The following is a 25,486-nucleotide window of genomic DNA, read 5'->3' on the forward strand; positions in this document are numbered from 1 at the left end:
TGTGGGTCATGTCGAGAGCGGGCTGCTGTGGGTGCTGCGCACGCCGTAGTCGTCGAGCGTCTGGAACTCCACCGTGGCGGCGCTGCCCGGCGGTTTTTTGAGGCTGGGCAGTTCAAAGCGCGTGCGACCGTCAGGCGGCACCATGTTCCCGACACCTGAAGCCGAGGGCTTGCGTGCATGACGCTGCTGAGCGTCCAGCACGTCGACCTGCTCGAAGGTCACGTGATAGGGCGTGGGGTTATAGACTTCCAGGGCCTGGCCGTGCTCGGTCGACTCACGCCGCCATTGCAGTTTTCCGGGGGCAGCGTCAACGCCATAGGGCAGGTTCGGTGGCCGGAAAAACAGCTTGATCCGCGAACGGAAGGCCAGTTGCAGCTGATTGGCCTCCTGGGAATGCGCGGGCACCTCCAGCAGGTTGAACCAGAACAGGCTTTCCCGTTCCGTCGGCAGGCTGTCGCCGGTGTACGCCAGGCGTAGAACCTGTTGCTTGCCCGGCTCCATGCGAAAGATCGGCGGCGTGGCGATAAACGGCACCGTGGCCCGATCCGGGGTGGAGTGTTCGTCACCGCCGTCGAGCCAGACCTGGATCAGCACGGGCGCCTGGTTCTTGCTTTCCAGCCTGACCGTCACCTCCTTGTCGTTTTGTGGGTAGATGATCCGGGTGCTGCTGATGACCACGCTGGCCTGTGCGGCGGCGCTCAGCAGTGCAAAGGCCAACGCGATGAGGCGAGCCGAGAGGTGTGAAGCGAAAACGGCGTTCATGGTCTATTACCCGGCGACTGGAGGTGTAAGGTCTGCCGAGTGGCGCACGCGGGCACCGAAGTCGCTGACGGCGGTGAATTCGACCTTGAGCGCACCGTTAGGCCGTTCGCGCAGCGACGGCAGCGCGAATACTTTCACGTCGCCGGCCGGCATCATCAGGCTGTCATTGACTTCCTTGTTGGCGGCTTTGCCGAAACGCCTTCCTTCGCTCACCAAGACCACTGAACTCAGGGAAACATGGTACGGCGTGGGGTTGGTCGCTTGCAGGGCATAGCCCTGGTGGTGGGCAACCAGTTTCCATTGCAACTTGGACGCCGCGCTGCCCACCGAGTAGGGCAATGCCTGCGGTCGCAGAAACACTCGCAAGCGGGTGCGGAAGGCCAATTCGATCTGGTTGTTCTGTTCGGCACCGGCGGTCAGCGGCGGGACTTCCAGCACGTTCAGCCAGTACAGGCTTTCGCGGTCGGCGGCCGCGCCCTCCCCGGAATAGCGCAGGCGCAGCGCCTGTTGCTGGTGCGGCTCGATGCGGAAGATCGGTGGCGAAAGGGTAAACGGTGTCTGCGCCGTGGCTGGCGTGGAGCGGATATCGCCCGTGTCCAGCCAGGTCTGTACCAGGGCCGGGCGGTCACCTTTGTTTTCCAGGCGCACGACCACTTCCTGCTGATCGGCGGGGTAGATCACGCGGGTGCCATAAATAATGACCCCAGCCTGGGCGGGAAATGCGTGTAGCAGTAACCCTGCGATACCCCAGGTGGCAAGCGCGAGGCAGACCAGCTTTTTCATGCTCAATGTTCTCTACGAATCAGGCGGATGGGCCTGCCTGGCAACTGCAGGCCCGCTTGCGGTTTAGTTGTCGTACACGACCATGAAGCCGACGCGCGTCTTGACCGTGCCTTCAGTCGCGGCACCGCTGGCGTACATCTGCGCGGCCAGTGGGATGACCGCCTGGTTGTCGGCGATCACCACGCCTTCGGATTTCTCGGTGTAGACGTTGATCGGCGAGCCGTTCCGGTTCGTCACTTCAACCTGGACGTTCTTGGCGTTGGTGGTGTCGGACGGGTCATCGTGGCCGTCGATGTTCAAGCGCCCGGTCGCCACATCAATGGCCGGGCTGGTGGGGTCGAATGCAACCATCGCGGTGCGGCCGTTGGTGCAACCGCCTTCGCCAGGCGCACCAATGCGAATGGTGAAGCCGGTGAGGTTGGCGCGATCACCCGGCTTCGCCAGGCGTGCGGCAGACACACCGCCAAGGTTGACGTCTTTGACCACGGCACCCGTGCCCGGCGCTGCGCCCTCGATGGTGCAGGTCGTATCGTTCACCAGCCCGGTGAAATTGATGGTCCCGTCATTGGCGGCGTGTGCCGTTTGCGAAACGGCCGCAGCCAAGGCAAGTGCTGCGGCAAGGGTGGAGAAAGCGTTGACTTTCATAGAGCTCCCAATCGTGAGTTATTTGCGTAACCCGCCGCACAGTGATGTGCTGCATCGGTAATTTGTTTCGTTTTTTTACCGAATTGCGGGGAGCTCTAATTTGGCTGGGAACGTTAACGATGCCCATAGAGATGTAACGAGATTTATCTCGTAATTGTTCGAAGTCCAAAATATTAATTAAAACAATTGTATGGGTCTGCGTCTGTAAGAATCAGGTGTAAGGCATATAGGTAGGATTAAGTTGTAAGGGCGGGTCGAGTTGCTTTTCTATGTTGAATCATGAAAAAAGCTGCGCTATACCCTGTTCGTGCAAGGAGCGTATTTGAACTAAGTTGTACCTACTTGGGCGAACTTTCTGGTGGCCGATATGCACACCATCATGTTGTTGGATGATCACGAGATGGTTCGACAGGGGATCGAACTGGGCCTGCGCAAAGAGACCGATCTGGACGTTATCGGCTCCTTCGGCACGTCCAGGGCGTTACTGGATGCGCTCACACAGCGACCCGCGGATGTGGTGGTGATGGACTTTACGCTGGGGCCGTCGGACATCGATGGCCTCAGCCTGATCCAGATGCTGAGCCGGCGCTTTAAGCGCTGCAAGGTGCTCGTGGTGTCGTCGCACTGCACACGTGCAAGGGTCACGCTGGCGTTGAAGGCTGGAAGCCTGGGGGTGCTGGGCAAGACCCAACAGCTCACGGAATTGGTCGTGGCTATTCGAACCGTCGCCCAAGGGCGGATTTACCTGCAACGCGGCATGTTGTCGGTATTGCAGGAGGGGGAATCTGCTTTGCGGCAGATGACTATCGAGTCGAAACTTGAAACGGCTATGCCGTTGCGATTAAGTGGATCTTTAACGCCCAAAGAACAGGAAGTATTGCGTTGTTTTTTGGATGGCATGTCCGTGAATTCAATTGCGGCAAAGTTTTCGCGCAGTGCAAGTACCATCAGTACACAAAAACAATCGGCTTATCGAAAACTGGGGATCAGGACCGACAGTGAACTTTTCATGTTCACTAAGCAGTTTGGTCGACCTGATTGATTTCAATGAGTCTTTAAATCGGATTGTCCAGATACCGCGACGCCCATTGTTCCGTGGCCTGTCGTGCCGGGGACTGCAGATGGGGCGCCACCAGCATCATGATCTGGTAGATCACCACTTGCACCTCACCTTCGCGATCGAGAATCCGCTGGTAATCCAGGGAGAACAGCAAGGTCATAGTGATTTGCTCAACCAACTGCCCCAGCGCCTGGGTGTCGCTGACCAATTGCCCGGCGGCCTTGAGCCGCGCCAGCAGAGACGCCAAGGTCCGTTTGAGCGCCGTCAGCAGGTTGCGAATGCCCTTGGCCAGCTTTGGCAGGCGCCCCGCCAGGTTCGACAAGTCCTGGAACAAGAACTGGTAATGCGCCATGCGCTCGACGATCAGGTGCAGGAACAGCCAGTAATCCTCGGCTTCCAGTTGCGCGTCCGCCGGAGGGTCGAGCAGGGGCGCCAACTCATTCTGGAAACGCTCGAACAACCCGAGCACCAACGGTTCCTTGCCATGGAAGTGGTAGTAGAGGTTGCCGGGGCTGATCCCCATTTCATTGGCCACCTCCATAGTCGACACATTCGGCTCGCCCTTCTGGTTGAACAACTGCAGGGCACATTCAAGGATACGGTCGCGGGTCTTCATCCAGTCTTCTTAATGTGATCGTTGAGCTCAGCGCACCCGCACATAGGTGCCGGGCGCCGCTTCCATCGGTGGGTAATTCTGGTTGCCCAGGGCGGTGAGGGTTTCCCGTTGCACGCCGGAGCGCTGCTGGATCCACTCCAACCATTGCGGCCACCAACTGCCTTCGACGTGGTTGGCGTCGTAGTACCAGGCGCGCGGGTCGCTGCTCAGCTTGGGGTTCTCGACGTAGTTGGCCTTGGGGTTGCCCGGCGGGTTGAGAATGCTCTGGATATGCCCGCTGTTGGACAACACGAAGCGCCGCTCGCCGCCCAGCAACTGGGTAGAGCGATACACCGCGTCCCATGGCGTGATGTGGTCGTTGATGCCCGCCACACTGAAGCTGTCCACCGTGACCTTCTGCAAGTCGATCGGCGTGCCGCACACTTCCAGGCCACCGGGATGACTCAGCGGGTTGTGTTTGAAAAAGTCCAGCAGGTCGCCGTGCAGCGCGGCGGGCAGGCGTGTGTTGTCGTTGTTCCAGTACAGGATGTCGAAGGCCGGCGGTTCCTTGCCCAGCAGGTAGTTGTTGATCCAGTAGTTCCAGATCAGGTCATTGGGGCGCATCCAGGCGAACACCTTGGCCATGTCGCGGCCGTCCAGCACGCCTTGCTGATAGGAGCGGCGCTTGGCGGCTTCCAGGGTCTGCTCGTCGGCGAACAGGGTGGCGGGGCTGTCGATCTGGCTGTCCAGCAGGCTCACCAGGTAGCTGGCGCTGGAGATGCGGCGCAGCTGGCGCTTGGCTTGCAAGTGGCCTTGCAGCGCGGCGATGGTCAGGCCACCGGCGCAGGCGCCCATCAGGTTGACCTCACGGGCGCCGGTGATCGCGCGGCAGACGTTGAGGGCTTCTTCCAGCGCGGCCACGTAGGTGGACAGGCCCCATTCGCGATGGCGCACGTCCGGGTTGCGCCAGCTGACCATAAAGGTCTGCAGGCCATTCTTGAGGGCGTACTGTACAAAGCTGTTGGCCGGGCTCAAGTCGAAAATGTAGTACTTGTTGATTTGCGGCGGCACGATCAACAGCGGCTTGGCGTACTGCTTTTCGCTCATGGGCTTGTACTGGATCAACTCCAGCAGCTCATTGCGAAACACCACCGAGCCTGGGGTGGTGGCGACCGTCTTGCCCACCTCGAAGGCGTGCTTGCTCACCTGGCGCGGCAGGCCATTGTTGTGCAGCAGGTCTTCGAACAGGTTGGTCACGCCGCGCACCACGCTGTTGCCGCCGGAGTTGAGCAACTCCTTGATCGCCAGCGGGTTGAGCAGGGTGTTGGAAGGTGAGACCGCATCGTTGATCAACGAAAAAGCAAAATGCGCTCGGGCGCGGTCATCGGCGCTCAGGGAACTGTCATCGATCCAGTGGCGCGTTTGCTTCTGCCAGCTCAGATAGGCTTGCAGGCTACGCCGGTACAGCGGGTTGAGTTTCCAGGTGGGGTCGGTGAAGCGGCCGTCGTTGGGGTTGGGTTCGTGCACGGTTTCACCGAGCAACACGCGGCCCAGTTGACCGCTCAACGCCCAGGCATGGCGAGCGGTATGCACCGGGTTGCGCAAGCCATGGGCGGCCACGCTGCGCAGGGTCGACAGCAGGTCCCGACCGCGCAGGCCGGTGATCGCATTTTGCGCATTGATGAACGCGGCAGGGGGGGGCGCCGGGTTCGTCACGGGTCTTTCTCGCATGAGCCAACACTCCTTCGTCAAGCCATCAAACAGGCACGCCAATTCAGAACCATAGCCGGTTCCTGGCAAGTTGCGCGGCGGTGTAGTCCTTACACGGCCGGTCGCGGATGGATCACCGCGCGCATGCGCTCCTCTTCGAGAAATTTCATGATGATCGGCGCCACGGCTTCCGCCCGGGTGATCAGGAACAGGTGGCCGTCATCGATGATGTGCAACTGTGCATTGGGGATGCGCCAGGCCAGCATGCGCATGTTGATCAGCGGGATCAGCGGGTCGTCGTCCCCGGCCAGCACCAGGGTGGGTTGGCGGATCTTGTGCAGCCAGTGGATGCTGGTCCAGCCCAACCCGGCGAACAGCTGCCAGTAGTAGCCCAACTTGCCGGCCGAGCGCACTTTGCTCGCGTGCTCGGCGGCCAGTTTCGAATCGCGGCGGAACGAGCCGCCGTAGATCATCGGCGCGATGCGCACCACGTGGGACGGTTGGATGTAACGGCGCGGACTTGCCATCAGCCACAACACTTTCGGCTTGCCCGGCACCATCACCGCACCCGCCGCCGTGGCCGCCAGAATCAGCTTCTTGCAGCGCTCCGGGTAGTCGTAGGCAAACTGCTGTGCCAACGCGCCGCCCCAGGACACACCCACCGCGTTCACCTGGCCATAGTCCAGGTAATCGAGCATACGTGCGGTGAGCTTGGCCAGGCCGGGAAAACGGTACGGTCGATTGGGCGTGGAGGAACCGCCCACGCCGGGCACATCGAAGGCGATCACTTCCAGGTCCGGGTCCAACGCCTGGACGAACGGAAACACCAACTCAAGGTTGGCACCGATGCCATTGAAGATCAGCAACGGCGTCAAGTGAGGCTTGCCCGGGCGCACCGCCGTGCGGATGGTCTGGCCATCCAGGTCGATGGTGCGGAAGATGAACGGTTGCGGCATGGGCTTACCCTACGGGTGAGGATTATCGTTCGTGTACATAAGTGCCCGGCGCTGCTTCGGCCGCCGCATAGGTTTTGTTACCCAGGCTTGTCGGCGCTTTCTTCAACTTACCCGCCCGTTCCGCCTGCCAGGCTTGCCAATGCAGCCACCACGAGTCGGTGTGTTTGGTGGCATTCTCCTGCCATTCCAGCGGCTTCGCCGTCAGGCTGTCGCTGGTCTGGTAGCGCGCCTTGGGGTTGCCCGGCGGGTTGAGGATGCTTTGGATATGCCCGCTGCTGGACAGCACGAACTCCACCTTGCCGCCAAACAGCTGTGCCGATTTGTAGCACGACTGCCACGGCGTAATGTGGTCATTGGTGCCAGCCAGGGAATAGATATCGGCGGTGACCTGCTTGAGGTCGATGGGCGTGCCGCACACTTCCAGTGCGTTGGCGCGCACCAGTGGGTTGTTCTTGAACAGCTCGATCAGGTCACCGTGGAAAGCCGCTGGCAGACGCGTGGTGTCGTTGTTCCAGAACAGGATGTCGAACACCGGCGGCTCATTGCCCAGCAGGTAGTTGTTGACCCAGTAGTTCCAGATCAGGTCGTTGGGGCGCATCCAGGCAAACACCTTGGCCATGTCGCGGCCTTCCAGCACGCCGGCCTGGTAGGAGTGGCGCTTGGCCGCCTCCAGAGTCTGTTCGTCGACAAACAGTGCCACCTGGGTGTCCAGCGTGGTGTCCAGCACGCTCACCAGCAGGGTCAGGGCGTTGACCTTCTTCTCTCCCAGCGCTGCGTAGTGGCCGAGCAGGGCGGTGCAGGTGATCCCCCCGGAACAGGCGCCGAGCATGTTGACGTCCTTGCTGCCGGTAATCGCCGTGACCACATCCACCGCTTCCTTGAGCGCCTCGATATAGGTCGACAGGCCCCACTCGCGCTGGGCCTTGGTCGGGTTGCGCCAGCTGACGATAAAAGTCTGCTGGTTATTGCGCAGGCAGAAGCGCGCCAGGCTCTTCTCCGGGCTCAGGTCGAATACATAGAATTTGTTGATCTGCGGCGGCACCACCAGCAGCGGGCGTTCGTGCACCTGTTCGGTGATCGGCTTGTACTGGATCAGCTCCAGCACGTCGTTGCGAAACACCACGGCGCCTTCGGTCGTGCCCAGGGTCTTGCCCACTTCAAAGGCGCCCATGTTGACCTGGCTCGGCATGCCGCCGTTATGCACCATGTCCTTGGCCAGGTGGGACAGGCCATCGAGCAGGCTCTTGCCGCCGGTTTCAAAGAAACGTTTGACCGCCGCCGGGTTGGCCGCGCTGTTAGTGGGGGCCATGGCTTCGGTCATCAGGTTGATCACGAAGTGGCCGCGGCTGATGTCCTGTTCCGACAGGTTGCTGTCGCCGATCCAGTCGTGCAGTTCCTTGCGCCACGCCAAGTAGGTTTGCAGGTAGCGTTTGTAGAGCGGGTTCTGGCTCCAGGCCGGGTCCTGGAAACGACGGTCGTCGTTCTCGGGCACCAACGCGGATTTGCCGAACATCACGTTCTTCAACTCGACGCCAAAATGCGCGACGTGCTTGACGCTGTGCAGTGGTTGTTTGATGGCTTGGGTCAGCACCATCTTCGCCGAGGCGAGTAAATCCTTTTTACGTAACGCGATGATCGGGTTGAGCCCCAGGGTGTTTTCCGAGGCCTGGCGTTTCAAGTCATCGTTGTTCTTGTTACTCATCTACGACGCTCCATTGTCCGAAAGACGAGTACCGGGGACCGCTGCGCACCCAGTTTCGATACACAACACAAGCCTGGTACTGCGACTCGGGTGACCGTTGATACCGCATCGTCAAATGCAGGGAACTTGCCAGCTCCATTGGTTACCCGAGTTTAATTTTTTTCGCAAGCGGACCAATCGTTGGTCACGCGACAGGGCATTCAAGCAGATGAAATTAGAAAATGCCCTCTAAAGAGCAAGAGGCCTGTGCTAGAGCATCAGCCGTACGACCGACTGATCCGGATCGCGGGTTTTGCCGGCGGCTTTGAGTTCGGCCAGATAATCGACCCACAACGCGTCTTGGCGCACGGCGAGTTGGTAGAGGTAGTCCCAGGTGAACAGTCCGCTGTCATGACCGTCGTCGAAGGTCAATTTCAGTGCGTACTGGCCGGCCGGTTCGATCTTGATCAACCGCACATTGAGCTTGCCGAATTGCAGGATGGGTTTGCCGTGCCCCTGGACCTCGGCGGAAGGCGAGTGGGTGCGCAGCAGTTCGGCGGGGAGTTGGTACACCTCGTCGGGCCCGTAGGTGAGGCCGAGGGTGTTGGAGGTTTTGTGCAGGTTTACAGCGGTGGGAAATTTTGACATTGGGAAGACCTTGGGCTGCAAGCTACAAGCTTCAAGTTGAATGGGGTCAACTTGTCGCTTGTAGCTTACAGCTTGAACTCTACAGAATGTAGCGCGACAGATCTTCGTTCTGTGCCAATTCGCCCAAGTGGCTGTTGACGTAGTCAGCGTCGATCTTGATCACTTCGCCATTCTGCGCGCCAGCCAGGTCGCCAGCACTGAAGGACACTTCCTCCAGCAGCCGCTCCAGCAAGGTATGCAAACGACGGGCACCGATGTTCTCGGTCTTCTCGTTGACCTGCCAGGCGATCTCCGCCAGGCGCTTGATGCCGTCCGCCTGGAACTCGATACCCAAGCCTTCGGTTTTCAGCAGCTCACGGTATTGCTCTGTGAGCGATGCGTGCGGCTCGCTGAGGATGCGCTCGAAGTCGCCTGGGGTCAGCGCCTTGAGCTCCACGCGGATCGGCAGGCGGCCTTGCAGCTCTGGGACCAGGTCGCTTGGCTTGCTCAGGTGGAACGCACCGGAGGCGATAAACAGGATGTGGTCGGTCTTGACCATGCCCAGCTTGGTGTTCACCGTGCAGCCTTCGATCAGCGGCAGCAGGTCGCGCTGTACGCCCTCGCGGGACACATCGACACCGCCGGAGTTGCCGCGCTTGGCCACCTTGTCGATCTCGTCGATAAACACGATGCCGTGCTGCTCGACCGCTTCCAGGGCCTTGGCCTTGAGTTCTTCCTCATTCACCAGGCGCCCGGCTTCTTCGTCGCGCACCAGTTTCAGCGCTTCCTTCACCTTGAGCTTGCGGCTTTTCTTCTTGCCCTTGCCCATGTTGGCGAACAGGTTCTGCAACTGGCTGGTCATTTCCTCCATGCCAGGCGGGGCGGAGATGTCGACGCCGGAGACTTCAGCGACTTCGATCTCGATTTCCTTGTCGTCCAGCTGGCCTTCACGCAGGCGCTTGCGGAACAGCTGGCGGGTGTTGGAGTCCGAGGCCGGCGCGGCGTCTTCGTTGAAACCCATGCGTGCCGGTGGCAGCAGGGCGTCGAGGATGCGTTCTTCGGCGGCGTCTTCGGCGCGGTGGCTGACCTTGGTCACTTCCTGTTCGCGCAGCATTTTCAAGGCGGCGTCGGCCAGGTCACGGATGATCGACTCGACGTCGCGGCCCACATAGCCCACTTCGGTGAACTTGGTGGCTTCGACCTTGATGAACGGTGCATTGGCCAGCTTGGCCAGGCGGCGGGCGATTTCGGTTTTACCGACGCCGGTCGGGCCGATCATCAGGATGTTCTTGGGCGTTACTTCAACGCGCAGTTCTTCGGGCAGTTGCATCCGGCGCCAGCGGTTACGCAGCGCAATGGCTACGGCGCGCTTGGCATCGTCCTGGCCGATGATATGGCGGTTGAGTTCATGGACGATTTCGCGGGGAGTCATGGACATAGTGTTTGGCGGCCTCAAGCGGAATAAGCCTACGGCTTACTCGGCGAGGTCCTGCTCCTCAATGGTCTGGTTGTGGTTGGTGAACACGCAGATATCACCGGCGATGCCCAGGGCGGTCTCGACGATTTCGCGAGCCGACAGGTCGGTTTTCTTCAACAGTGCGCTGGCGGCCGCTTGGGCGTAGCCACCGCCGGAACCCATGGCGATCAGGCCATGTTCAGGCTCAACCACATCGCCGTTGCCGGTGATGATCAGGGACGCGTCTTTGTTGGCGACGGCCAGCATGGCTTCCAGGCGGCTGAGGGAGCGGTCTGTGCGCCATTCTTTGGCGAGTTCAACCGCAGCGCGCACCAGATGGCCCTGATGTTTCTCTAGCTGGCCTTCGAAACGCTCGAAAAGGGTGAAAGCGTCGGCGGTGGCGCCGGCAAAGCCTGCGAGAACCTGGCCGTGGTACAGGCGACGCACTTTCTTGGCGTTGCCTTTCATCACGGTATTACCCAGGGAAACCTGGCCGTCGCCGCCCATGACGACTTTGCCGTGGCGACGTACTGAAACGATGGTGGTCAAGGGGAGAGTCTCCACGCAGCGGGGCGAAAATGCCCTGATGGAAACTGATATGGGGGTGGTGGTGGGGATTTCAACTGTAGGACGGGAGGGTGGACGAGTGGTGTTTATCTTTCTGACACGCCGCAAAACAAACTGTGGGAGCGGGCTTGCTCGCGAATGCGGTGGGTCAGTCGCCGAAAATACTGACTGAAATACCGCTTTCGCGAGCAAGCCCGCTCCCACATGGATCCTGCTGTGCTCTTAGGCTCAGCGGCTCTGGCGTTGTTGTAACAACAGGTTGCTAAAGCCCGCGCCAGCCAGTTGTTTCTGCGCCACAGTCAACTGTTCACGGTTGCTGAACGGCCCCACCAGCACGCGATACCAGGTCGCCTCCTTCACCGTACCCGACTCAACCGTCACCGACTGGCCCAGCAGAATGATCTGCGCCCGCACGCGATCCGCATCCGCCTGTTTCGGGAACGAGCCCGCTTGCAGGAAGAACTTCGTCACCGGCGCGGCTTTGGTCTCGGCAACCGGCGGTGCTGGCGGCGGCGTAATGCCGGCCAGCGCGGCCTGGGCGCGCGCCGTGTCGATTTTCGCCGCTTCCGCCGGGGTGACCGGGGTGGTCGGCACCTGTGGCGTCGGCAGGGTTTTCTCCGGCACGGCGTCGGGTGGCACGATCACTTCCGATTCCGGCAGCAGTGTGTAGAAGTCGTACTTCGGCTTCACAGGTGCGGTCGGGCTTGGCGCCGTCTTGTTGGCTTCGGCCATTTTCGTGGCCTTCTGCTGTTCCTGCTTGACCCGTTTGACGTCATCGCCCTTGCCCGGATCCAGCTTCATCAGGAACACGATAAACGCGCCGACGGTGAGGCCGATCGCCATCCACAACCAGCCTGGAATAGGCTTCTTCGCCGGGGCCTGGTAGCGGCTGGCGCCGCGCTTGGGTGCAGGTTTTTTCTTGGCAGCCAACTTACATACGCTCCAGAGTTTCCAGGCCCAACAGTTCCAGGCCTTGCTTGAGGGTCCGTCCCGCCAACGCGGCGAGGCGTAGGCGGCTTTGCTTCTGGGCTTCGTCGTCGGCGGTCAAGATCGGGCAGTTCTCGTAGAAACTGGAGAACAGGCCGGCGACTTCGTACAGGTAGGTGCACAGGATGTGCGGCGTGCCTTTCTCGCCGACGCTGTTCAGCACTTCGCCGAATTGCGCCAGTTTGGCGGCCAGTTCCTGTTCGTGCGGGGCGTCCAGCACGATCTGGCCTTCGACTTCGCTGAAGTCCTTGCCCAGCTTGCGGAAAACGCCCGCCACACGGGTGTAGGCGTAGAGCAGGTACGGCGCGGTGTTGCCTTCGAAGTTCAGCATCAGCTCGAAGTTGAAGCTGTAGTCGCTGGTGCGGTGCTTGGACAGGTCGGCGTATTTCACCGCGCCGATGCCCACCACGCGGGCGATGTTGCGCAGGTCGGCCTCGGCCAGCTCCGGGTTCTTTTCCTTCACCAGGTTGTAGGCACGTTCCTGGGCTTCGGTCAGCAGGTCGATCAGCTTCACGGTGCCGCCGTCACGGGTCTTGAACGGGCGGCCATCGGCGCCGTTCATGGTGCCGAAGCCCATGTGTTCCATGTGCATCGGGTGGGTGACGAAACCGGCGCGACGCGCCACTTCGAACACCTGCTGGAAGTGCAGGGCCTGGCGCTGATCAACGAAATACAGCGCGCGATCAGCCTTGAGCACGCCGCTGCGGTAGCGCACGGCGGCCAGGTCAGTGGTGGCGTAGAGATAGCCACCATCGGCCTTGACGATGATCACCGGCAGCGGTTCGCCTTCGGCGGTCTTGAACTCTTCGAGGAACACGCACTGCGCGCCGTTGCTTTCTACCAGCAGGCCTTTGGCCTTGAGGTCGTTGACCACGTTGATCAGGTCGTCGTTGTAGGCGCTTTCGCCCATCACGTCGGCCATGGTCAGCTTGACGTTGAGCAACTCGTAGATTTCCTGGCAGTGGGACAGGGAAATCTCACGGAAGCGGTTCCACAACTCCAGGCATTCCTTGTCGCCGGCTTGCAGCTTGACCACCAGGCCACGGGCGCGGTCGGCGAATTCTTCGGATTCGTCGAAGCGCTTCTTGGCGGCGCGATAGAAGTTTTCCAGGTCCGACAGCTCGTTGCTGGTGATCGGGTTTTCCTGCAGGTAGGCCATCAGCATGCCGAACTGGGTGCCCCAGTCGCCCACGTGGTTCTGACGGATCACGGTGTCGCCGAGAAATTCCAGGACCCGCGCCACGCCGTCGCCGATGATGGTGGAGCGCAGGTGGCCCACGTGCATCTCTTTGGCCAGGTTCGGTGCCGACAGATCAATCGCCACGCGTTGCAGCGGGCCGGCCTTGCGCACGCCGATCTTGGCGTCGGCCAGGGCAGCATCCAGGCGCGAAGCCAGGGCCTGGGTGTTCTGGAAGAAGTTGATGAAGCCAGGGCCGGCGATTTCAGCCTTGGTCACGCTTTCGTCGGCCGGCAGCGCGGCGATGATTTTTTCTGCCAGGTCGCGCGGCTTCATGCCCGCAGGCTTGGACAGCATCATCGCGATGTTGCTGGCGAAGTCACCGTGGGTCTTGTCGCGGGTGTTTTCCACCTGGATCGCCGGCGTCAGGCCTTCAGGCAACACACCTTCGTTGACGAGTTGGGTGAGGGCTTGTTGGATCAGCTGGCGAATGGTGTCTTTCATGGTGTTCTCTTTCGACCGCAAGCGGCGGCGCGCGATGCGCAGGTGGAAAAACTGGGCATTATCCGTGGCGAGGGCGGGCTTGCCAACCTTCGCGGGACCTATGGCCAGGCTTAATACAAATCTACCGGGTCTACGTCCAACGACCATCGCACTTGGCGACCGCTGGGCATTTGCTCCAGGGCAAGCAACCAGCTACTTAATAGTCGATGCAGGGGCGCGCGCGAGGTTGCCTGCAAGAGTAGCTGAGCGCGATAACGCCCGGCGCGGCGCTCCATCGGGGCGGGCACCGGGCCGAGCAGTTCGATGCCGCTCAGGCCCAGTTCGCCGAGCAAACATTCGGCGGCGCTGCACGCCTCATCCAGAAAACTCTCTGCTTGCCCTGGCTTGTGGGCTTCGGCGCGCAGCAGAGCCAAATGGGAAAACGGCGGCAGGCCCGCCGCGCGACGTTCGCTCAGCGCCTGCTCGGCGAAGGCGAAGTAGCCTTGTTCGGTCAGCTGGATCAGCAGTGGATGGTCGGCCAGGTGAGTCTGGATGATCACCCGGCCGGGTTCTTCGGCCCGGCCCGCACGACCGGCGACCTGCACGATCAACTGCGCCATGCGCTCGCTGGCGCGGAAATCCCCGGAGAACAACCCGCCATCGGCATCCAGGATCGACACCAGGGTCACCCGTGGAAAGTGGTGCCCTTTGGCAAGCATCTGCGTGCCGATCAGGATGCATGGGTGGCCTTTCTGGATGGTCGCGAACAGCTGGTTCATCGCGTCCTTGCGCGAGGTGCTGTCACGGTCGACCCGCAAAACCGGGTAATCCGGGAACAGAATGCCCAGGCGCTCTTCAGCCCGTTCGGTGCCGGCGCCCACCGGTCGCAGGTCGACTTTGCCGCACTGCGGGCAGTGGCGCGGTACGCGTTCCACATGGCCGCAGTGATGGCAACGCAGTTCGCCGTAGCGCTGGTGCACGGTCATGCGCGCATCGCAGCGCTCGCATTCGGACATCCAGCCGCAGTCGTGGCACAGCAGGGTCGGTGCAAAACCGCGCCGGTTGAGGAATACCAGGACCTGTTGGCCAGCGGCGAGGGTCTGGCCGATGGCTTGTTGCATCGGCCCGGAAATCCCGCTGTCCAGCGGACGGCTTTTGACGTCCAGGCGCAGGAATTTGGGTTGCTTGGCGCCACCCGCGCGCTCGTTGAGGCGTAGGAGGCCGTAACGCCCGGTGTAGGCGTTGTGCAAGCTCTCCAGGGATGGCGTGGCCGAACCCAGCACAATCGGGATGTCTTCCTGGCGCGCGCGTACCAGCGCCAGGTCGCGGGCGTGGTAACGCAAGCCTTCCTGCTGTTTATAGGAGCCGTCGTGCTCCTCGTCGATGATGATCAGCCCAGGGTTTTTCATCGGCGTGAACAGCGCCGAGCGGGTGCCGATAATAATGTCGGCCTCGCCATCCCGTGCGGCCAGCCAGGATTCGAGACGCTCACGGTCATTGACTGCCGAGTGCACCAGCGCGATGCGCGCGTTGAAGCGCTGTTCGAAGCGCGCCAGGGTCTGTGGGCCCAGGTTGATCTCGGGGATCAGCACCAGCGCCTGTTTGCCGGCTTGCAGGGTCTCGCGGATCAACTGCAGATAGACTTCGGTTTTGCCGCTGCCAGTGACGCCCGCCAGCAGGAACGCATGGAAACTGTCGAAGCCGGCGCGAATCGCTTCATAAGCGGCGCGTTGCTCGGGGTTCAGCGGCAGTTCCGGTTGGGCCAGCCAGTGTTCGTGGCGGGCATCCGGGGCGTGCTTGCGGATTTCCACCTGCACCAGGCCCTTGGCGAGCAACAGGTCGAGGCTGTCTTTGCTCAGCATCAGCTTGCTTAACAGCTGATGCGCGACGCCATGGGGGTGCTGGGCCAGTGTCGCCAGGGCTTCACGCTGGCGCGGGGCGCGGGCGATGCGCGGGTCGTCGAGGCGCGCACCGGGCACCATCGACCAGAAACGTTCCTGGCGCGCTTCGGCCAGTTCGCCCTGGCGCAGCAGTACTGGCAGCGCCCAACTGAGCGTATCGCCGAGGCTGTGCTGGTAATACTGGGCGGTCCACAGGCACAGCTTGAACAGGGCAGGCGGCAGCGGTGGGGTGGCGTCGAGCATGGCCAGCGCAGGCTTGAGCTTTTCCGCCGGGACTTCGCTGTGGTCCGCGACCTCTACCAATATGCCGATCATTTCGCGCCGGCCAAACGGCACGCGCACGCGCATGCCCGGCTGCAACTGCGCCCGCAGCACGCCGGCCGGGGCCCGGTAATCGAACAGGCGGCGCAGGGGCGAGGGCAGGGCTAGGCGCAAAATGGCGTCGGGCACGCGGGGAGTCTCATATAAAGGCAGGCGGTGGCGCAGGGGCGGGAGCCTAGCAGACAGGGGAAGGCTTGGGTATGCCACGGTTTTCTGATGAAAGGCGGTTTTCAGCCGGATACGCGGCTTGCGCGATTAAAAAGGTCTGGTAGAATCCGCGGCCTAATTACGTGCGGTATTCGACAATAGTGTCGAGTGGCGGCACGCTAGCCCGAGGAAGTGCCATGAAAGCCGATATCCATCCAGCGTACGAAGTCATCGACGTAACTTGCAGCTGCGGCAACAAGTTCCAGACCCGTTCGAACCTGTGCAAGCCACTGGGTACTGACGTATGCAACGAGTGCCACCCGTTCTACACCGGTAAGCAGAAAACTCTGGACACCGGCGGCCGTGTACAGCGCTTCGCAGATCGCTTTGGTGCTTTCGGCAAGAAGCCTGCTACTCCAGCAGAGTAAGGCTCAAAAGCCTTATGGGCTTTTGCAAGCTGTTGAAAAAGGCGTCCCTTGTGGGCGCCTTTTTTGTGCCTGGGATTTGGCTGTCGGCTGCCCAGGCCGAGGTGTTTTGCCCCGCGCCGGCCTCCTTGGTCCCGGTAGAAGTGCGGCGCGTGGTGGATGGCGACACGGTGCGCCTCACGGATGGCCGCAGCGTGCGGATGATCGGCCTCAATGCCCCGGAAACAGGCAAGAAAGGCCGCCCCGACGAGCCTTACGCAGTTGCCGCCCGCCAGCGTTTACAGGTATTGGTCGACGCGAGCGACGGTCGCGTCGGGCTGGTGCCTGGGCGCGAGAGCAAGGACCGCTATGGCCGCACGTTGGCCCACCTGTACGGCGCGGATGGCGAGAATCTTGAGGCGCGGCTGCTGGCCGAAGGCCTGGGCTTTCAGGTAGGTGTTGCGCCCAACGTCGATCTTGTCGACTGCCAGCAGGCCGCTGAAAATAGCGCCCGTCATGCGCGGTTGGGCCTGTGGCGGCAATCGCCGGTGCAAAACGTAGCGCAGCTCAAGCAATCCGGCTTTGCTTTGGTCAGCGGCCAGGTGAGCGAGATCGAACGCAATCGCGGCGGAATCTGGATCGAATTGCAGGGTTCACTGGTATTACGCATTGCACCCGACCTCGTCAAACAATTCGACTCTGCAACCCTAAGTGGTCTGCAAGGCAAGACAATCGAGGCGCGTGGCTGGGTGCAAGATCGTGCCAAACGCGGTGGCCTGAAAAACGGCCACGCACGTTGGGTGCTGCCATTGACGGACCCCAGCATGCTCAAATCGACTGATTAAGAAAAAATTGTAGACATTTTTTTAGTCGATTGTGAACAGTTGAGCCCTTGTATCCCGTGGCTCTTGGCCGAAAGTCGTAGCGCAGGGCCCTTGACACCTGTGACTGCCCAGTCTTGTAGGGACTTTGCGACACGCGTATCCTCGGCGGTCCGTCGACCAACAGTAAAAGCGGAATGCCGATATGTCTGATTTGAAAACTGCCGCTCTCGAATATCATGCCCATCCTCGTCCAGGAAAGCTGAGTGTAGAGCTCACCAAAGCCACTGCCACCGCTCGCGACCTGTCGCTGGCCTACAGCCCTGGTGTTGCCGAGCCCGTACGTGAAATCGCCCGCGACCCTGAACTGGCGTACAAGTACACCGGCAAAGGCAACCTGGTTGCAGTGATTTCCGATGGCACCGCGATTCTGGGCCTGGGTAACCTCGGCCCATTGGCTTCCAAGCCAGTCATGGAAGGTAAAGGCGTGCTGTTCAAGCGCTTTGCCGGCATCGACGTTTTCGACATCGAAGTCGACTCCGAAAGCCCGCAGGCTTTCATCGACACGGTCAAGCGCATTTCCATCACCTTCGGTGGCATCAACCTGGAAGACATCAAGGCACCTGAGTGCTTCGAGATCGAAAAGGCCCTGATCGAACAGTGCGACATTCCGGTATTCCACGATGACCAGCACGGCACCGCGATTGTTACTGCGGCCGGCATGATCAACGCCCTGGAAATCGCTGGCAAAACCCTGGCTGACGCACAGATCGTCTGCCTGGGTGCTGGCGCTGCGGCCATCTCCTGCATGAAGTTGCTGGTGAGCATGGGCGCCAAGCTGGAAAACATCTTCATGGTCGACAGCAAGGGCGTGGTCCAGTCCGAGCGTACCGACCTGAACCAGTACAAGGCGATGTTCGCTCATGCGACCGACAAGCGCACCCTGGCTGACGCCCTCGACGGTGCAGACGTGTTCGTCGGCCTGTCCGGCCCGAACCTGCTGAGCGCCGAAGGCCTCAAGTCCATGGCGGCCAACCCAATCGTATTTGCTTGCTCCAACCCTGATCCAGAAATCTCTCCGGAACTGGCGCACGCCACCCGCAGCGACGTGATCATGGCGACCGGCCGTTCGGATTACCCGAACCAGGTCAACAACGTACTGGGCTTCCCGTTCATCTTCCGTGGTGCCTTGGACGTTCGCGCCAAGCGCATCAACGAAGAGATGAAAGTGGCTGCCGCCAACGCCCTGCGCGAACTGGCCAAGCTGCCGGTGCCTCAGGAAGTGTGCGACGCCTACGGTGGTATCAAGCTGGAATTCGGTCGTGAGTACATCATTCCGAAACCAATGGATAAGCGCCTGATCACCCTGATCTCCGATGCCGTGGCCAAAGCCGCCATCGAGACCGGTGTGGCCACCCTGCCGTATCCGAAGCACTACCCGCTCCAGAGCGTGGATGATGTGTTCAACGGCTAAGCCGTTGTAGCGCACCAACAAAAAGCCCCGGCTCTTGCGAGTCGGGGCTTTTTTGTGGCGAATCATTTTGTGCTGAGCAGGCTCTTGCGGTGAGCCCTGCTTCCCACCTCAGAACAGATCAATCGGCGCCGCCTCATCCGCCGGCAGTGGGCTGCCTGGCACAACGCCATTGCCCAGCTCGTTGACCGACGGCGGCGTGTCTTCGCTCTTGAACAGTTCGAAGTATGCATTCGGCGTGCTTGGCGACGCTGCACGGCCACTCACCGGGTCGATGCGCAGGCTGAGGATACCTTCCGGCTCAGGCTGGGTATGCGGCGGCTTGTCCTTCAGGGCGGCGCCCATGTAGCTCATCCAGATCGGCAGCGCGACGGTGCCACCAAACTCGCGGCGACCCAGGCTTTCCGGTTGGTCGTAGCCGGTCCACACGGTGGTCACGTAATCGGCGTTGTAACCGGAGAACCAGGCATCCTTGGATTCGTTGGTGGTACCGGTCTTGCCCGCGATATCCGAACGGCCCAGGGCCAAGGCGCGGCGGCCGGTGCCCTTCTTGATCACGTCTTCCAGGATGCTGTTGAGGATGTAGGTGGTACGGCCATCCACGATGCGCTCGGCCACGGCAGGCGCCTGCGGCTCGGTGGCGGCAGCGTTGGTGGCAGGTGCGGCACCTGGCGTCGGCTCAATGGTGATACCGCCATTGCTTGGGGCCGCCAGCCCATCCGTCGCCGCCACGCCATTGACCACATCCCCCGGCACTCGCGGCGGGTTGGCGGTGAACAGGGTGTCGCCGTTACGGCTTTCAATCTTGTCGATCAGGTACGGCGCGATCTTGTAGCCGCCGTTGGCAAAGGTGCTCCAGCCGGTGGCGATTTCCATCGGTGTGAGGGTCGCGGTGCCCAGGGCCAGGGACAGGTTTGGCGGCAGGTCCGACTTGTTGAAGCCAAAGCGCGTCATGTAGTCGATGGTCTTGCCGACGCCCATGGCCTGCAGCAAGCGGATCGATACCAGGTTACGCGACTTGTACAGCGCTTCGCGGATACGGATCGGGCCGAGGAAGGTGTTGGTGTCGTTCTTCGGGCGCCACACCTTGTCCAGGTACTCGTCGACAAACACGATCGGCGCATCGTTGACCAGGCTGGCGGCGGTGTAGCCATTGTCCAGCGCGGCGCTGTAGATGAACGGCTTGAAGCTCGAACCCGGCTGGCGCTTGGCCTGGGTGGCGCGGTTGTAGTTACTTTGCTCGAAGGCGAAGCCACCGACCAGAGCGCGGATTGCACCATTCTGCGGGTCCAGCGACACCAGTGCGCCCTGGGCGAGCGGCACTTGGCTGAACTTGAGGCTGTCGTCCTTCTGGCGTTGCACGCGGATCAAGTCACCCACTTGCGCCACGTCAGAGGGCTGCTTGGGCAGCGCGCCCATGCTGTTGGTGTTCAGGAACGGGCGTGCCCATTTCATGCTGTCCCACGCTACATGGGCTTCGCCGGTGCGGGTCAGCACCTGTACGCCGTCTTTCTTCACCTGGGTGACGATAGCCGGCTCCAGGCCACTGATGGCGCGCTGCTTGCCCAGTTCGGTGGTCCAAGCGCTCAGGGTCTTGCCTGGCAGGCGTGATTCAGGGCCACGGTAGCCGTGGCGCTGGTCGTAGGTGATCAGGCCGGAATGCACCGAGTCATTGGCGATTTCCTGCAGGTTGCTTGGCACCGTGGTGGTCACCCGGAAACCTTCGGTGTAGGCCTCACTGCCATAGCGGCCAACCATCTCGGCGCGCGCCATTTCAGCAATATAAGGCGCGTTCACTTCCGGCGTCGGCACGTGGTAGCTGGCGTTCAGCGGTTCGGCGATGGCGCTTTCGTAAGCGGCCTGGTCGATCTTGCCCAGCTTGTACATGCGGCCCAGGATCCAGTCGCGGCGTTCTTTGCTGCGCGCCGGGTTGGCCAGGGGGTTGAAGCGTGAAGGGGCCTTGGGCAGGCCGGCAATCATCGCCATCTGCGCCAGGCTGGCGTCACGGATGGACTTGCCGTAGTAGACCTGCGAAGCCGCCTCGATGCCGTAGGCACGGTTGCCCAGGTAGATCTTGTTGACGTACAGCTCGAGGATCTCGTCCTTGGTCAACTGGCGTTCGATTTGCAGCGCCAGGAGGATCTCGGTGGCTTTGCGCGAAAAGCTGCGCTCGCTGGTAAGGAAGAAGTTCTTCGCCACCTGCATGGTGATGGTGCTGCCGCCGGACTGGATGTGTCCGCTTTTTACCAGTTGTGTCGCCGCACGCACCAGGCTGCTGGGGTCGACGCCATAGTGGTTGGCAAAATTATCGTCTTCAGCTGACAAAAGGGCGCTGATGAAATTGGGCGGAATATCGGCAAAACGGATCGGTGTGCGGCGCATTTCGCCGAACTCCGCGATCAGTTTTTCATCGCTGCTGTAGACCCGCAAAGGAATCTGCAACTGGATACTTCTGAGGGCCTCTACCGAGGGCAAACCCGGACTAAGGTAGAGGTAGGCCCCGCTGAGCACGAGCAGCAGCCCGCAAACGATGGCGACAATGGAGTACCCGAAAAACTTCAGCAGACGAATCAAGGCTTTTGGATTTCCAGAGAAAAGAATGAGTTAGGCGTCGGGGCATGCATGGCAAACGATGGATCGACCCGAGCTGCAGATAAAAAGCGGGAAAAAACGCTGGGCATTAAAGCATTTTTCGACTTGGGACGTCATTCGCACCTGTTCAACAAGTCGACCGAATGCATGGCGCCCAGCGGCAATCAGGCGGTATGACAGGTAAAGCTTTAGGGAGTTTTATGGGAAAGGGATTTTTCACGGGAAAAGGCGGTACCTTGCTGGGTGTCGACATCAATGACACGGCCATCCGCTTGATCGAGCTGGGCCGTTCAGCTTCAGGCTACAACGTTCAAGGCTACGTCACGCAGGCGCTGCCGGCGCAAGCGGTAGTCGACGGCACCTTCCTGGATCTCGAGGGCGTAGGGCGCGCCCTGCGCAGCGCGTGGTCGCGGTTGTCGACTTCGGTTCGTGGTGCTGTCGCTGCGGTGTCCGGGCCCTCGGTGATCACGCGGATGATCGAGATGGACGCCGGGCTCTCAGATGATGAGATGACCTGGATGATCCAGATGGAGGCGGACCAGTACATTCCTTATCCGCTGGATGATGTGGCTATCGACTTTCAAGTGCGCGGGCCGACGGCCCTGGATCCGAGTCGGGTCGAGGTACTGCTGGCTGCATGCTTGAAGGAACACGTGGAGGCCCGCGAGGCGGTTTTGACCCTGGCGGGGCTGGTGCCGAAGGTGATCGATATCGAAGCGTTTGCATTGGCGCGCGCTTGCCGTCAGGATTTCGCCAGCTTCACGCCGAGCCATCGCGTCGATGGTGCACAATGGGCCGTGGATGCCCAGGGGATGGGAATTGCTTGCGGGTTGGCCCTGAGGAGTTTCGCTTGAAGACACGAATCAACCTACTGCCTTGGCGTCAAGCGCTGGCAGAGCGGCGACGCAAGTATCTACTGGCGTGCTTGCTGGCGTTCGCCTGTGCGGCGCTCGCGGCCGTGTGGCTGGCGGACCAGGTCATCGACCAGGCCATCGATCGTCAAGTGACCCGCAATGACCATCTGGGCAAGGAGGTCATCGGCCTGGATTCACGCATCAAGACCATCGACGATCTGCAGGAGCAAAGCCAGCAATTGGCCCAGCGCATGAAGGTCGTGCAAGACCTGCACGATGCCCGCTCGCCAGGCGCGCAGCTATTGGACCAACTGGCGCGCGCGGTCCCCGACGGCGTGCACCTGCATGAAGTGGTGGCCAAGGGCGATACGGTCAGTATCAGCGGCAGCGCTGAGTCCAGCCAGGACATCGCCCAGTTGATGCGTCGCCTGGAGGCGGCGGAAGGTGCCCATTCCACGCGTCTGCAGCATGTGCGAACGGATGGCGCGCGCGGTAACAATGAATTCCAGCTGATGGTGCGTCAGGGAGAGTCCTCCGAGGCTCAACCTTGAGCCTGCCAAGGCTCAATCTTTCCGCACTCACTCACAACGCTGCAAAATGGCCCCTACCTGGCAAGGCCCTGTTGGGCTGTGCGCTGGCGGGCGTGGTGTTTGTGGTGGGCGACCTTGTGTACCTGAGCCCTTCGCGGGAGCGGTTGCGCCAGATCGAAGCGCGGGAAGTGGCCCTACAACAGCAAATCGCACACAAGACTGGCCTGGCCGCCAGCCTTGAAGCGCGCGCACAGCAGCTTCAACGGATGCAAGTTAAGGTCAATGAACTAACGCAGGCGTTGCCCGGCGAGTCCGAAATGCCTGGCTTGCTCGAAGATATCGCGCGCTTGGCACTGGCCAATGGCTTGCTGGTCGAGAGCGTCACGCCGTTGGATGAGGAGTCTCAGCCGTTCTTTCACGAACAACCCGTGCAGGTCGGCGTCATGGGCACTTATCACGACCTGGCAATGTTCCTCACGGGTCTGGGCAGCCTGTCGCGCATCGCTACGGTGCACGATTTGGCCCTGCGGCGTGATGGCAAGCTGCTGCGTCTGGAACTGCTGGTCAAGACTTACTGGCATGCGCAGGGCGGCGGGCAGCGTGTACCGCGACAGCTTTTTGCCTACGACTTGTCGGGGTTGCGTGATCCATTTCAACTGCTCGCAGCGCAGGTCGACCCTGTGAAGGGGCGGCCGGCCCGGGCGCCGGATCTCACCCGACCGCGTGGCGTGCTGGAAAGCCTCGCGGTTGACCAGTTTGAAATGGTCGGCACGCTGTCCCGTGGGGTGCAGGTTTTTGCCTTGCTACGGGCTGCCTCCAAGGTCCATCGCCTGGCGGTCGGGGACTATCTGGGGCCGGATCATGGTCGGATCACGGCCATCCATGAGCGCGCTATAGAACTGGTCGAGCTGTTTCCCGATGGTCAGGGTGCATGGCTGGAACGCCCGCGAACCTTGTTGTTAAACATCAACTCATAACGGAATCAAACAATGAAAAGGACTTTCTCGTCCTTCGGTGTGGCGCTATGGATAGCGTTCACGGCACCGATGGCTGCCGCTGTGCCCAATCGCGTAGATCTGATCCAGTTGCCGCCACCCGGCGTCGGCACACTGCGCGCCTACACAGGCGATAAGATCACACTCAACTTCCAGAGCATCGAGTTGCGCACCGCGTTGCAACAAATTGCCGATGTGGCGGGCCTCAACCTGGTTGCCAGCGATGATGTGCAAGGCTCGATCACCCTGCGTCTCAAGGAGGTGCCCTGGGATCAGGCGCTGGACCTGGTGCTGCAAGCCAAGGGCCTGGACAAGCGGGTGAAGGCCGGTGTGTTGCTGGTGGCGCCAGCCGAAGAGCTGGCTGCGCGTGAGCTGCTCACGCTGGAATCGCGCAAGCAGATGGCCGAATTGGCGCCGTTGCGCCGGGAGCTGCTGCAAGTCAATTACGCCAAGGCGGCGGACCTGGCCAAGTTGTTCCAGTCGGTCACCGGCCTTGAAGGCGTGACCGATGAGCGAGGTTCGGTGGCGGTGGATGATCGCACCAACAACATCATCGCCTACCAGACCGTTGAGCGGCTGGAAGAGCTGCGGCGGATCGTGGCACAGCTGGATATTCCGGTACGCCAGGTGATGATCGAGGCGCGGATTGTCGAGGCCAATGTCGATTACGACAAAAGCCTGGGCGCACGTTGGGGTGGCCGGCTCAATCGCGGTAACTGGGGCGCGGGAGGCATTCCGAAACCTCAGCCTGAAGGCTCGGAACCGCCGGAAAATCCACCCAGTTCGCCTTTCGTGGACTTGGGGTCGCTCACCGGCACTTCGGGCCTCGGCATCGCCTACATCACCGACAACCTGCTGCTGGACCTGGAGCTCACCGCCATGGAGAAAACCGGCAACGGTGAAATCGTCTCGCAACCCAAGGTGGTCACGTCCGACAAGGAAACCGCGCGGATCCTCAAGGGCACTGAGATTCCCTATCAGGAGTCCAGCTCCAGCGGTGCTACGTCAGTATCGTTCAAGGAGGCCTCGCTATCGTTGGAAGTCACCCCGCAAATCACTCCCGATGACCGCGTGATCATGGAGGTCAAGGTCACCAAGGATGAGCCCGACTACCTGAACAAACTCAACGACGTACCACCGATCAAGAAGAACGAGGTCAACGCCAAGGTGCTGGTCAAGGATGGCGAGACCATCGTCATCGGCGGGGTTTTCTCCAATACCCAAAGCAAAGTGGTAGATAAAGTGCCATTTTTGGGCGATGTGCCGTATCTTGGCCGCCTTTTCCGGCGCGATGTGATGGCGGAGAAAAAATCCGAGCTGCTGGTATTCCTGACTCCGCGTATTATGAATAACCAGGCGATTGCTGTGAGTCGTTGATTCTGTGCGAAATTTGATTCTTGTAGGACCGATGGGCGCTGGAAAAAGCACCATCGGCCGTTTGCTGGCCAAAGAGCTGCGCCTGCCGTTCAAAGATTCCGACAAGGAAATTGAATTGCGCACGGGTGCCAATATCCCATGGATCTTCGATAAGGAAGGCGAACTGGGCTTTCGTGACCGCGAGCAGGCGATGATCGCCGAGCTGTGCGGCCTCGACGGCGTGGTATTGGCGACCGGCGGTGGCGCAGTGATGCGTGAAGAAAACCGTCGCGCGCTGCATGCCGGTGGTCGGGTGGTCTATCTGCATGCGTCGGTCGAGCAGCAGGTGGGCCGCACCGCCCGCGATCGCAATCGCCCGTTGCTGCGCACGGCCAACCCGGAAAAAACCCTGCGGGACCTGCTCACGCTGCGCGATCCCCTGTATCGGGAAATCGCCGATCTGGTGGTAGAAACCGATGAGCGGCCACCTCGGATGGTGGTCCTCGACATTCTTGAGCGCCTGCAACGGCTGCCACCCCGTTAAAGCCCGGCTCGAAATGCGCTATTCTCGGCGGCGCGCTATCACCCTGCGGGGTGTGGCGTAG

22 protein-coding genes and 1 pseudogene are annotated in these 25,486 nt (G+C 61.1%); 9 read left to right on the plus strand and 14 right to left on the minus strand.

From position 1 onward, the window contains the following. Positions 1 to 6: 6 nt before the first annotated feature. The 3 genes from ACP7BX_RS19745 to ACP7BX_RS19755 form a co-directional block, all read right to left on the minus strand. The gene (locus ACP7BX_RS19745; protein WP_426129385.1) at positions 7 to 762 is read right to left on the minus strand and encodes a fimbrial biogenesis chaperone; all 756 of its coding nucleotides are present in this window, start codon (positions 760 to 762) and stop codon (positions 7 to 9) included. Positions 763 to 768: 6 nt separating this feature from the next. Beyond that, a complete protein-coding gene (locus tag ACP7BX_RS19750; RefSeq protein WP_426129383.1) occupies positions 769 to 1,545 on the minus strand; it encodes a fimbrial biogenesis chaperone in 777 nt (258 codons plus the stop codon). A 63-nt stretch (positions 1,546 to 1,608) separates the two neighbouring features. Continuing rightward, a complete protein-coding gene (locus ACP7BX_RS19755) occupies positions 1,609 to 2,190 on the minus strand; it encodes a fimbrial protein (protein WP_426129381.1) in 582 nt (193 codons plus the stop codon). A 367-nt stretch (positions 2,191 to 2,557) separates the two neighbouring features. Here ACP7BX_RS19755 and ACP7BX_RS19760 point away from each other — a divergent pair, with 367 nt between their 5' ends. Next, positions 2,558 to 3,232 (plus strand): response regulator transcription factor, encoded by a 675-nt coding sequence (locus ACP7BX_RS19760; RefSeq protein ID WP_256348950.1) that lies wholly within the window; start codon positions 2,558 to 2,560, stop codon positions 3,230 to 3,232. Between the two features lie 13 nt (positions 3,233 to 3,245). Here the strand turns inward: ACP7BX_RS19760 and ACP7BX_RS19765 are convergent, their stop codons facing one another. The 10 genes from ACP7BX_RS19765 to ACP7BX_RS19810 all read right to left on the minus strand — a co-directional run bounded on the left by ACP7BX_RS19765 (position 3,246) and on the right by ACP7BX_RS19810 (position 15,840). Continuing rightward, the gene (locus ACP7BX_RS19765; RefSeq protein WP_426129379.1) at positions 3,246 to 3,866 is read right to left on the minus strand and encodes a TetR/AcrR family transcriptional regulator; all 621 of its coding nucleotides are present in this window, start codon (positions 3,864 to 3,866) and stop codon (positions 3,246 to 3,248) included. A 27-nt stretch (positions 3,867 to 3,893) separates the two neighbouring features. Further along, positions 3,894 to 5,576: a class II poly(R)-hydroxyalkanoic acid synthase gene (phaC, locus tag ACP7BX_RS19770; protein ID WP_426129377.1), complete on the minus strand. Its 1,683-nt coding sequence runs from the start codon at positions 5,574 to 5,576 to the stop codon at positions 3,894 to 3,896. An 89-nt stretch (positions 5,577 to 5,665) separates the two neighbouring features. After that, a complete protein-coding gene (gene phaZ, locus ACP7BX_RS19775; RefSeq protein ID WP_016979176.1) occupies positions 5,666 to 6,511 on the minus strand; it encodes a poly(3-hydroxyalkanoate) depolymerase in 846 nt (281 codons plus the stop codon). Between the two features lie 22 nt (positions 6,512 to 6,533). Further along, positions 6,534 to 8,213, minus strand: a complete 1,680-nt coding sequence (gene phaC, locus ACP7BX_RS19780) for a class II poly(R)-hydroxyalkanoic acid synthase (protein WP_061434981.1) — start codon at positions 8,211 to 8,213, stop codon at positions 6,534 to 6,536. A 249-nt stretch (positions 8,214 to 8,462) separates the two neighbouring features. Next, positions 8,463 to 8,840 (minus strand): gamma-butyrobetaine hydroxylase-like domain-containing protein, encoded by a 378-nt coding sequence (locus ACP7BX_RS19785; RefSeq protein WP_177113902.1) that lies wholly within the window; start codon positions 8,838 to 8,840, stop codon positions 8,463 to 8,465. 79 nt (positions 8,841 to 8,919) lie between these two features. After that, on the minus strand, positions 8,920 to 10,257 hold the full coding sequence (gene hslU, locus ACP7BX_RS19790; protein ID WP_095014380.1) for an ATP-dependent protease ATPase subunit HslU: 1,338 nt from the start codon (positions 10,255 to 10,257) through the stop codon (positions 8,920 to 8,922). Between the two features lie 36 nt (positions 10,258 to 10,293). After that, positions 10,294 to 10,824 (minus strand): ATP-dependent protease subunit HslV, encoded by a 531-nt coding sequence (gene hslV, locus ACP7BX_RS19795; RefSeq protein ID WP_003171209.1) that lies wholly within the window; start codon positions 10,822 to 10,824, stop codon positions 10,294 to 10,296. Positions 10,825 to 11,070: 246 nt separating this feature from the next. Beyond that, positions 11,071 to 11,772, minus strand: a complete 702-nt coding sequence (locus ACP7BX_RS19800; RefSeq protein ID WP_038846407.1) for an SPOR domain-containing protein — start codon at positions 11,770 to 11,772, stop codon at positions 11,071 to 11,073. A 1-nt stretch (position 11,773) separates the two neighbouring features. Then, complete coding sequence (gene argS, locus ACP7BX_RS19805) at positions 11,774 to 13,510, minus strand: arginine--tRNA ligase (RefSeq protein ID WP_038846408.1); 1,737 nt, start codon at positions 13,508 to 13,510, stop codon at positions 11,774 to 11,776. 110 nt (positions 13,511 to 13,620) lie between these two features. After that, on the minus strand, positions 13,621 to 15,840 hold the full coding sequence (locus tag ACP7BX_RS19810; RefSeq protein WP_426129373.1) for a primosomal protein N': 2,220 nt from the start codon (positions 15,838 to 15,840) through the stop codon (positions 13,621 to 13,623). 215 nt (positions 15,841 to 16,055) lie between these two features. Here ACP7BX_RS19810 and rpmE point away from each other — a divergent pair, with 215 nt between their 5' ends. The 3 genes from rpmE to ACP7BX_RS19825 all read left to right on the plus strand — a co-directional run bounded on the left by rpmE (position 16,056) and on the right by ACP7BX_RS19825 (position 18,557). Further along, positions 16,056 to 16,286 (plus strand): 50S ribosomal protein L31, encoded by a 231-nt coding sequence (gene rpmE, locus ACP7BX_RS19815; protein ID WP_033897755.1) that lies wholly within the window; start codon positions 16,056 to 16,058, stop codon positions 16,284 to 16,286. A gap of 14 nt (positions 16,287 to 16,300) precedes the next feature. Then, entirely contained in the window at positions 16,301 to 17,107 is an 807-nt protein-coding gene (locus tag ACP7BX_RS19820; protein ID WP_426129371.1) for a thermonuclease family protein, read from the plus strand. 181 nt (positions 17,108 to 17,288) lie between these two features. Next, positions 17,289 to 18,557, plus strand: coding sequence for a malic enzyme-like NAD(P)-binding protein (locus tag ACP7BX_RS19825; protein ID WP_016979185.1), 1,269 nt, complete (start codon positions 17,289 to 17,291; stop codon positions 18,555 to 18,557). A gap of 108 nt (positions 18,558 to 18,665) precedes the next feature. Here ACP7BX_RS19825 and ACP7BX_RS19830 read toward each other — a convergent pair whose 3' ends face one another. Next, positions 18,666 to 21,125, minus strand: a complete 2,460-nt coding sequence (locus tag ACP7BX_RS19830) for a penicillin-binding protein 1A (RefSeq protein ID WP_426129511.1) — start codon at positions 21,123 to 21,125, stop codon at positions 18,666 to 18,668. Between the two features lie 221 nt (positions 21,126 to 21,346). Here ACP7BX_RS19830 and pilM point away from each other — a divergent pair, with 221 nt between their 5' ends. The 5 genes and pseudogenes from pilM (at position 21,347) to aroK (ending at position 25,425) form a co-directional block, all read left to right on the plus strand. Continuing rightward, positions 21,347 to 22,000: a type IV pilus assembly protein PilM gene (gene pilM, locus ACP7BX_RS19835; protein WP_426129368.1), complete on the plus strand. Its 654-nt coding sequence runs from the start codon at positions 21,347 to 21,349 to the stop codon at positions 21,998 to 22,000. Further along, positions 21,997 to 22,551: a PilN domain-containing protein gene (locus ACP7BX_RS19840; RefSeq protein WP_177109920.1), complete on the plus strand. Its 555-nt coding sequence runs from the start codon at positions 21,997 to 21,999 to the stop codon at positions 22,549 to 22,551. Before pilM ends, ACP7BX_RS19840 begins: the two co-directional genes overlap by 4 nt. Then, positions 22,548 to 23,507, plus strand: a complete 960-nt coding sequence (locus ACP7BX_RS19845; RefSeq protein WP_426129366.1) for a pilus assembly protein PilP — start codon at positions 22,548 to 22,550, stop codon at positions 23,505 to 23,507. Before ACP7BX_RS19840 ends, ACP7BX_RS19845 begins: the two co-directional genes overlap by 4 nt. A gap of 138 nt (positions 23,508 to 23,645) precedes the next feature. Continuing rightward, positions 23,646 to 24,902, plus strand: a pseudogene (locus ACP7BX_RS19850) (type IV pilus secretin PilQ); the annotation flags it as partial. Between the two features lie 4 nt (positions 24,903 to 24,906). Further along, positions 24,907 to 25,425, plus strand: coding sequence for a shikimate kinase AroK (gene aroK / locus ACP7BX_RS19855; RefSeq protein WP_016979191.1), 519 nt, complete (start codon positions 24,907 to 24,909; stop codon positions 25,423 to 25,425). Positions 25,426 to 25,486 lie beyond the last annotated feature (61 nt).

Source organism: Pseudomonas sp. DWP3-1-3b3 (assembly GCF_049896305.1).
Classification (GTDB): domain Bacteria; phylum Pseudomonadota; class Gammaproteobacteria; order Pseudomonadales; family Pseudomonadaceae; genus Aquipseudomonas; species Aquipseudomonas azotoformans_A.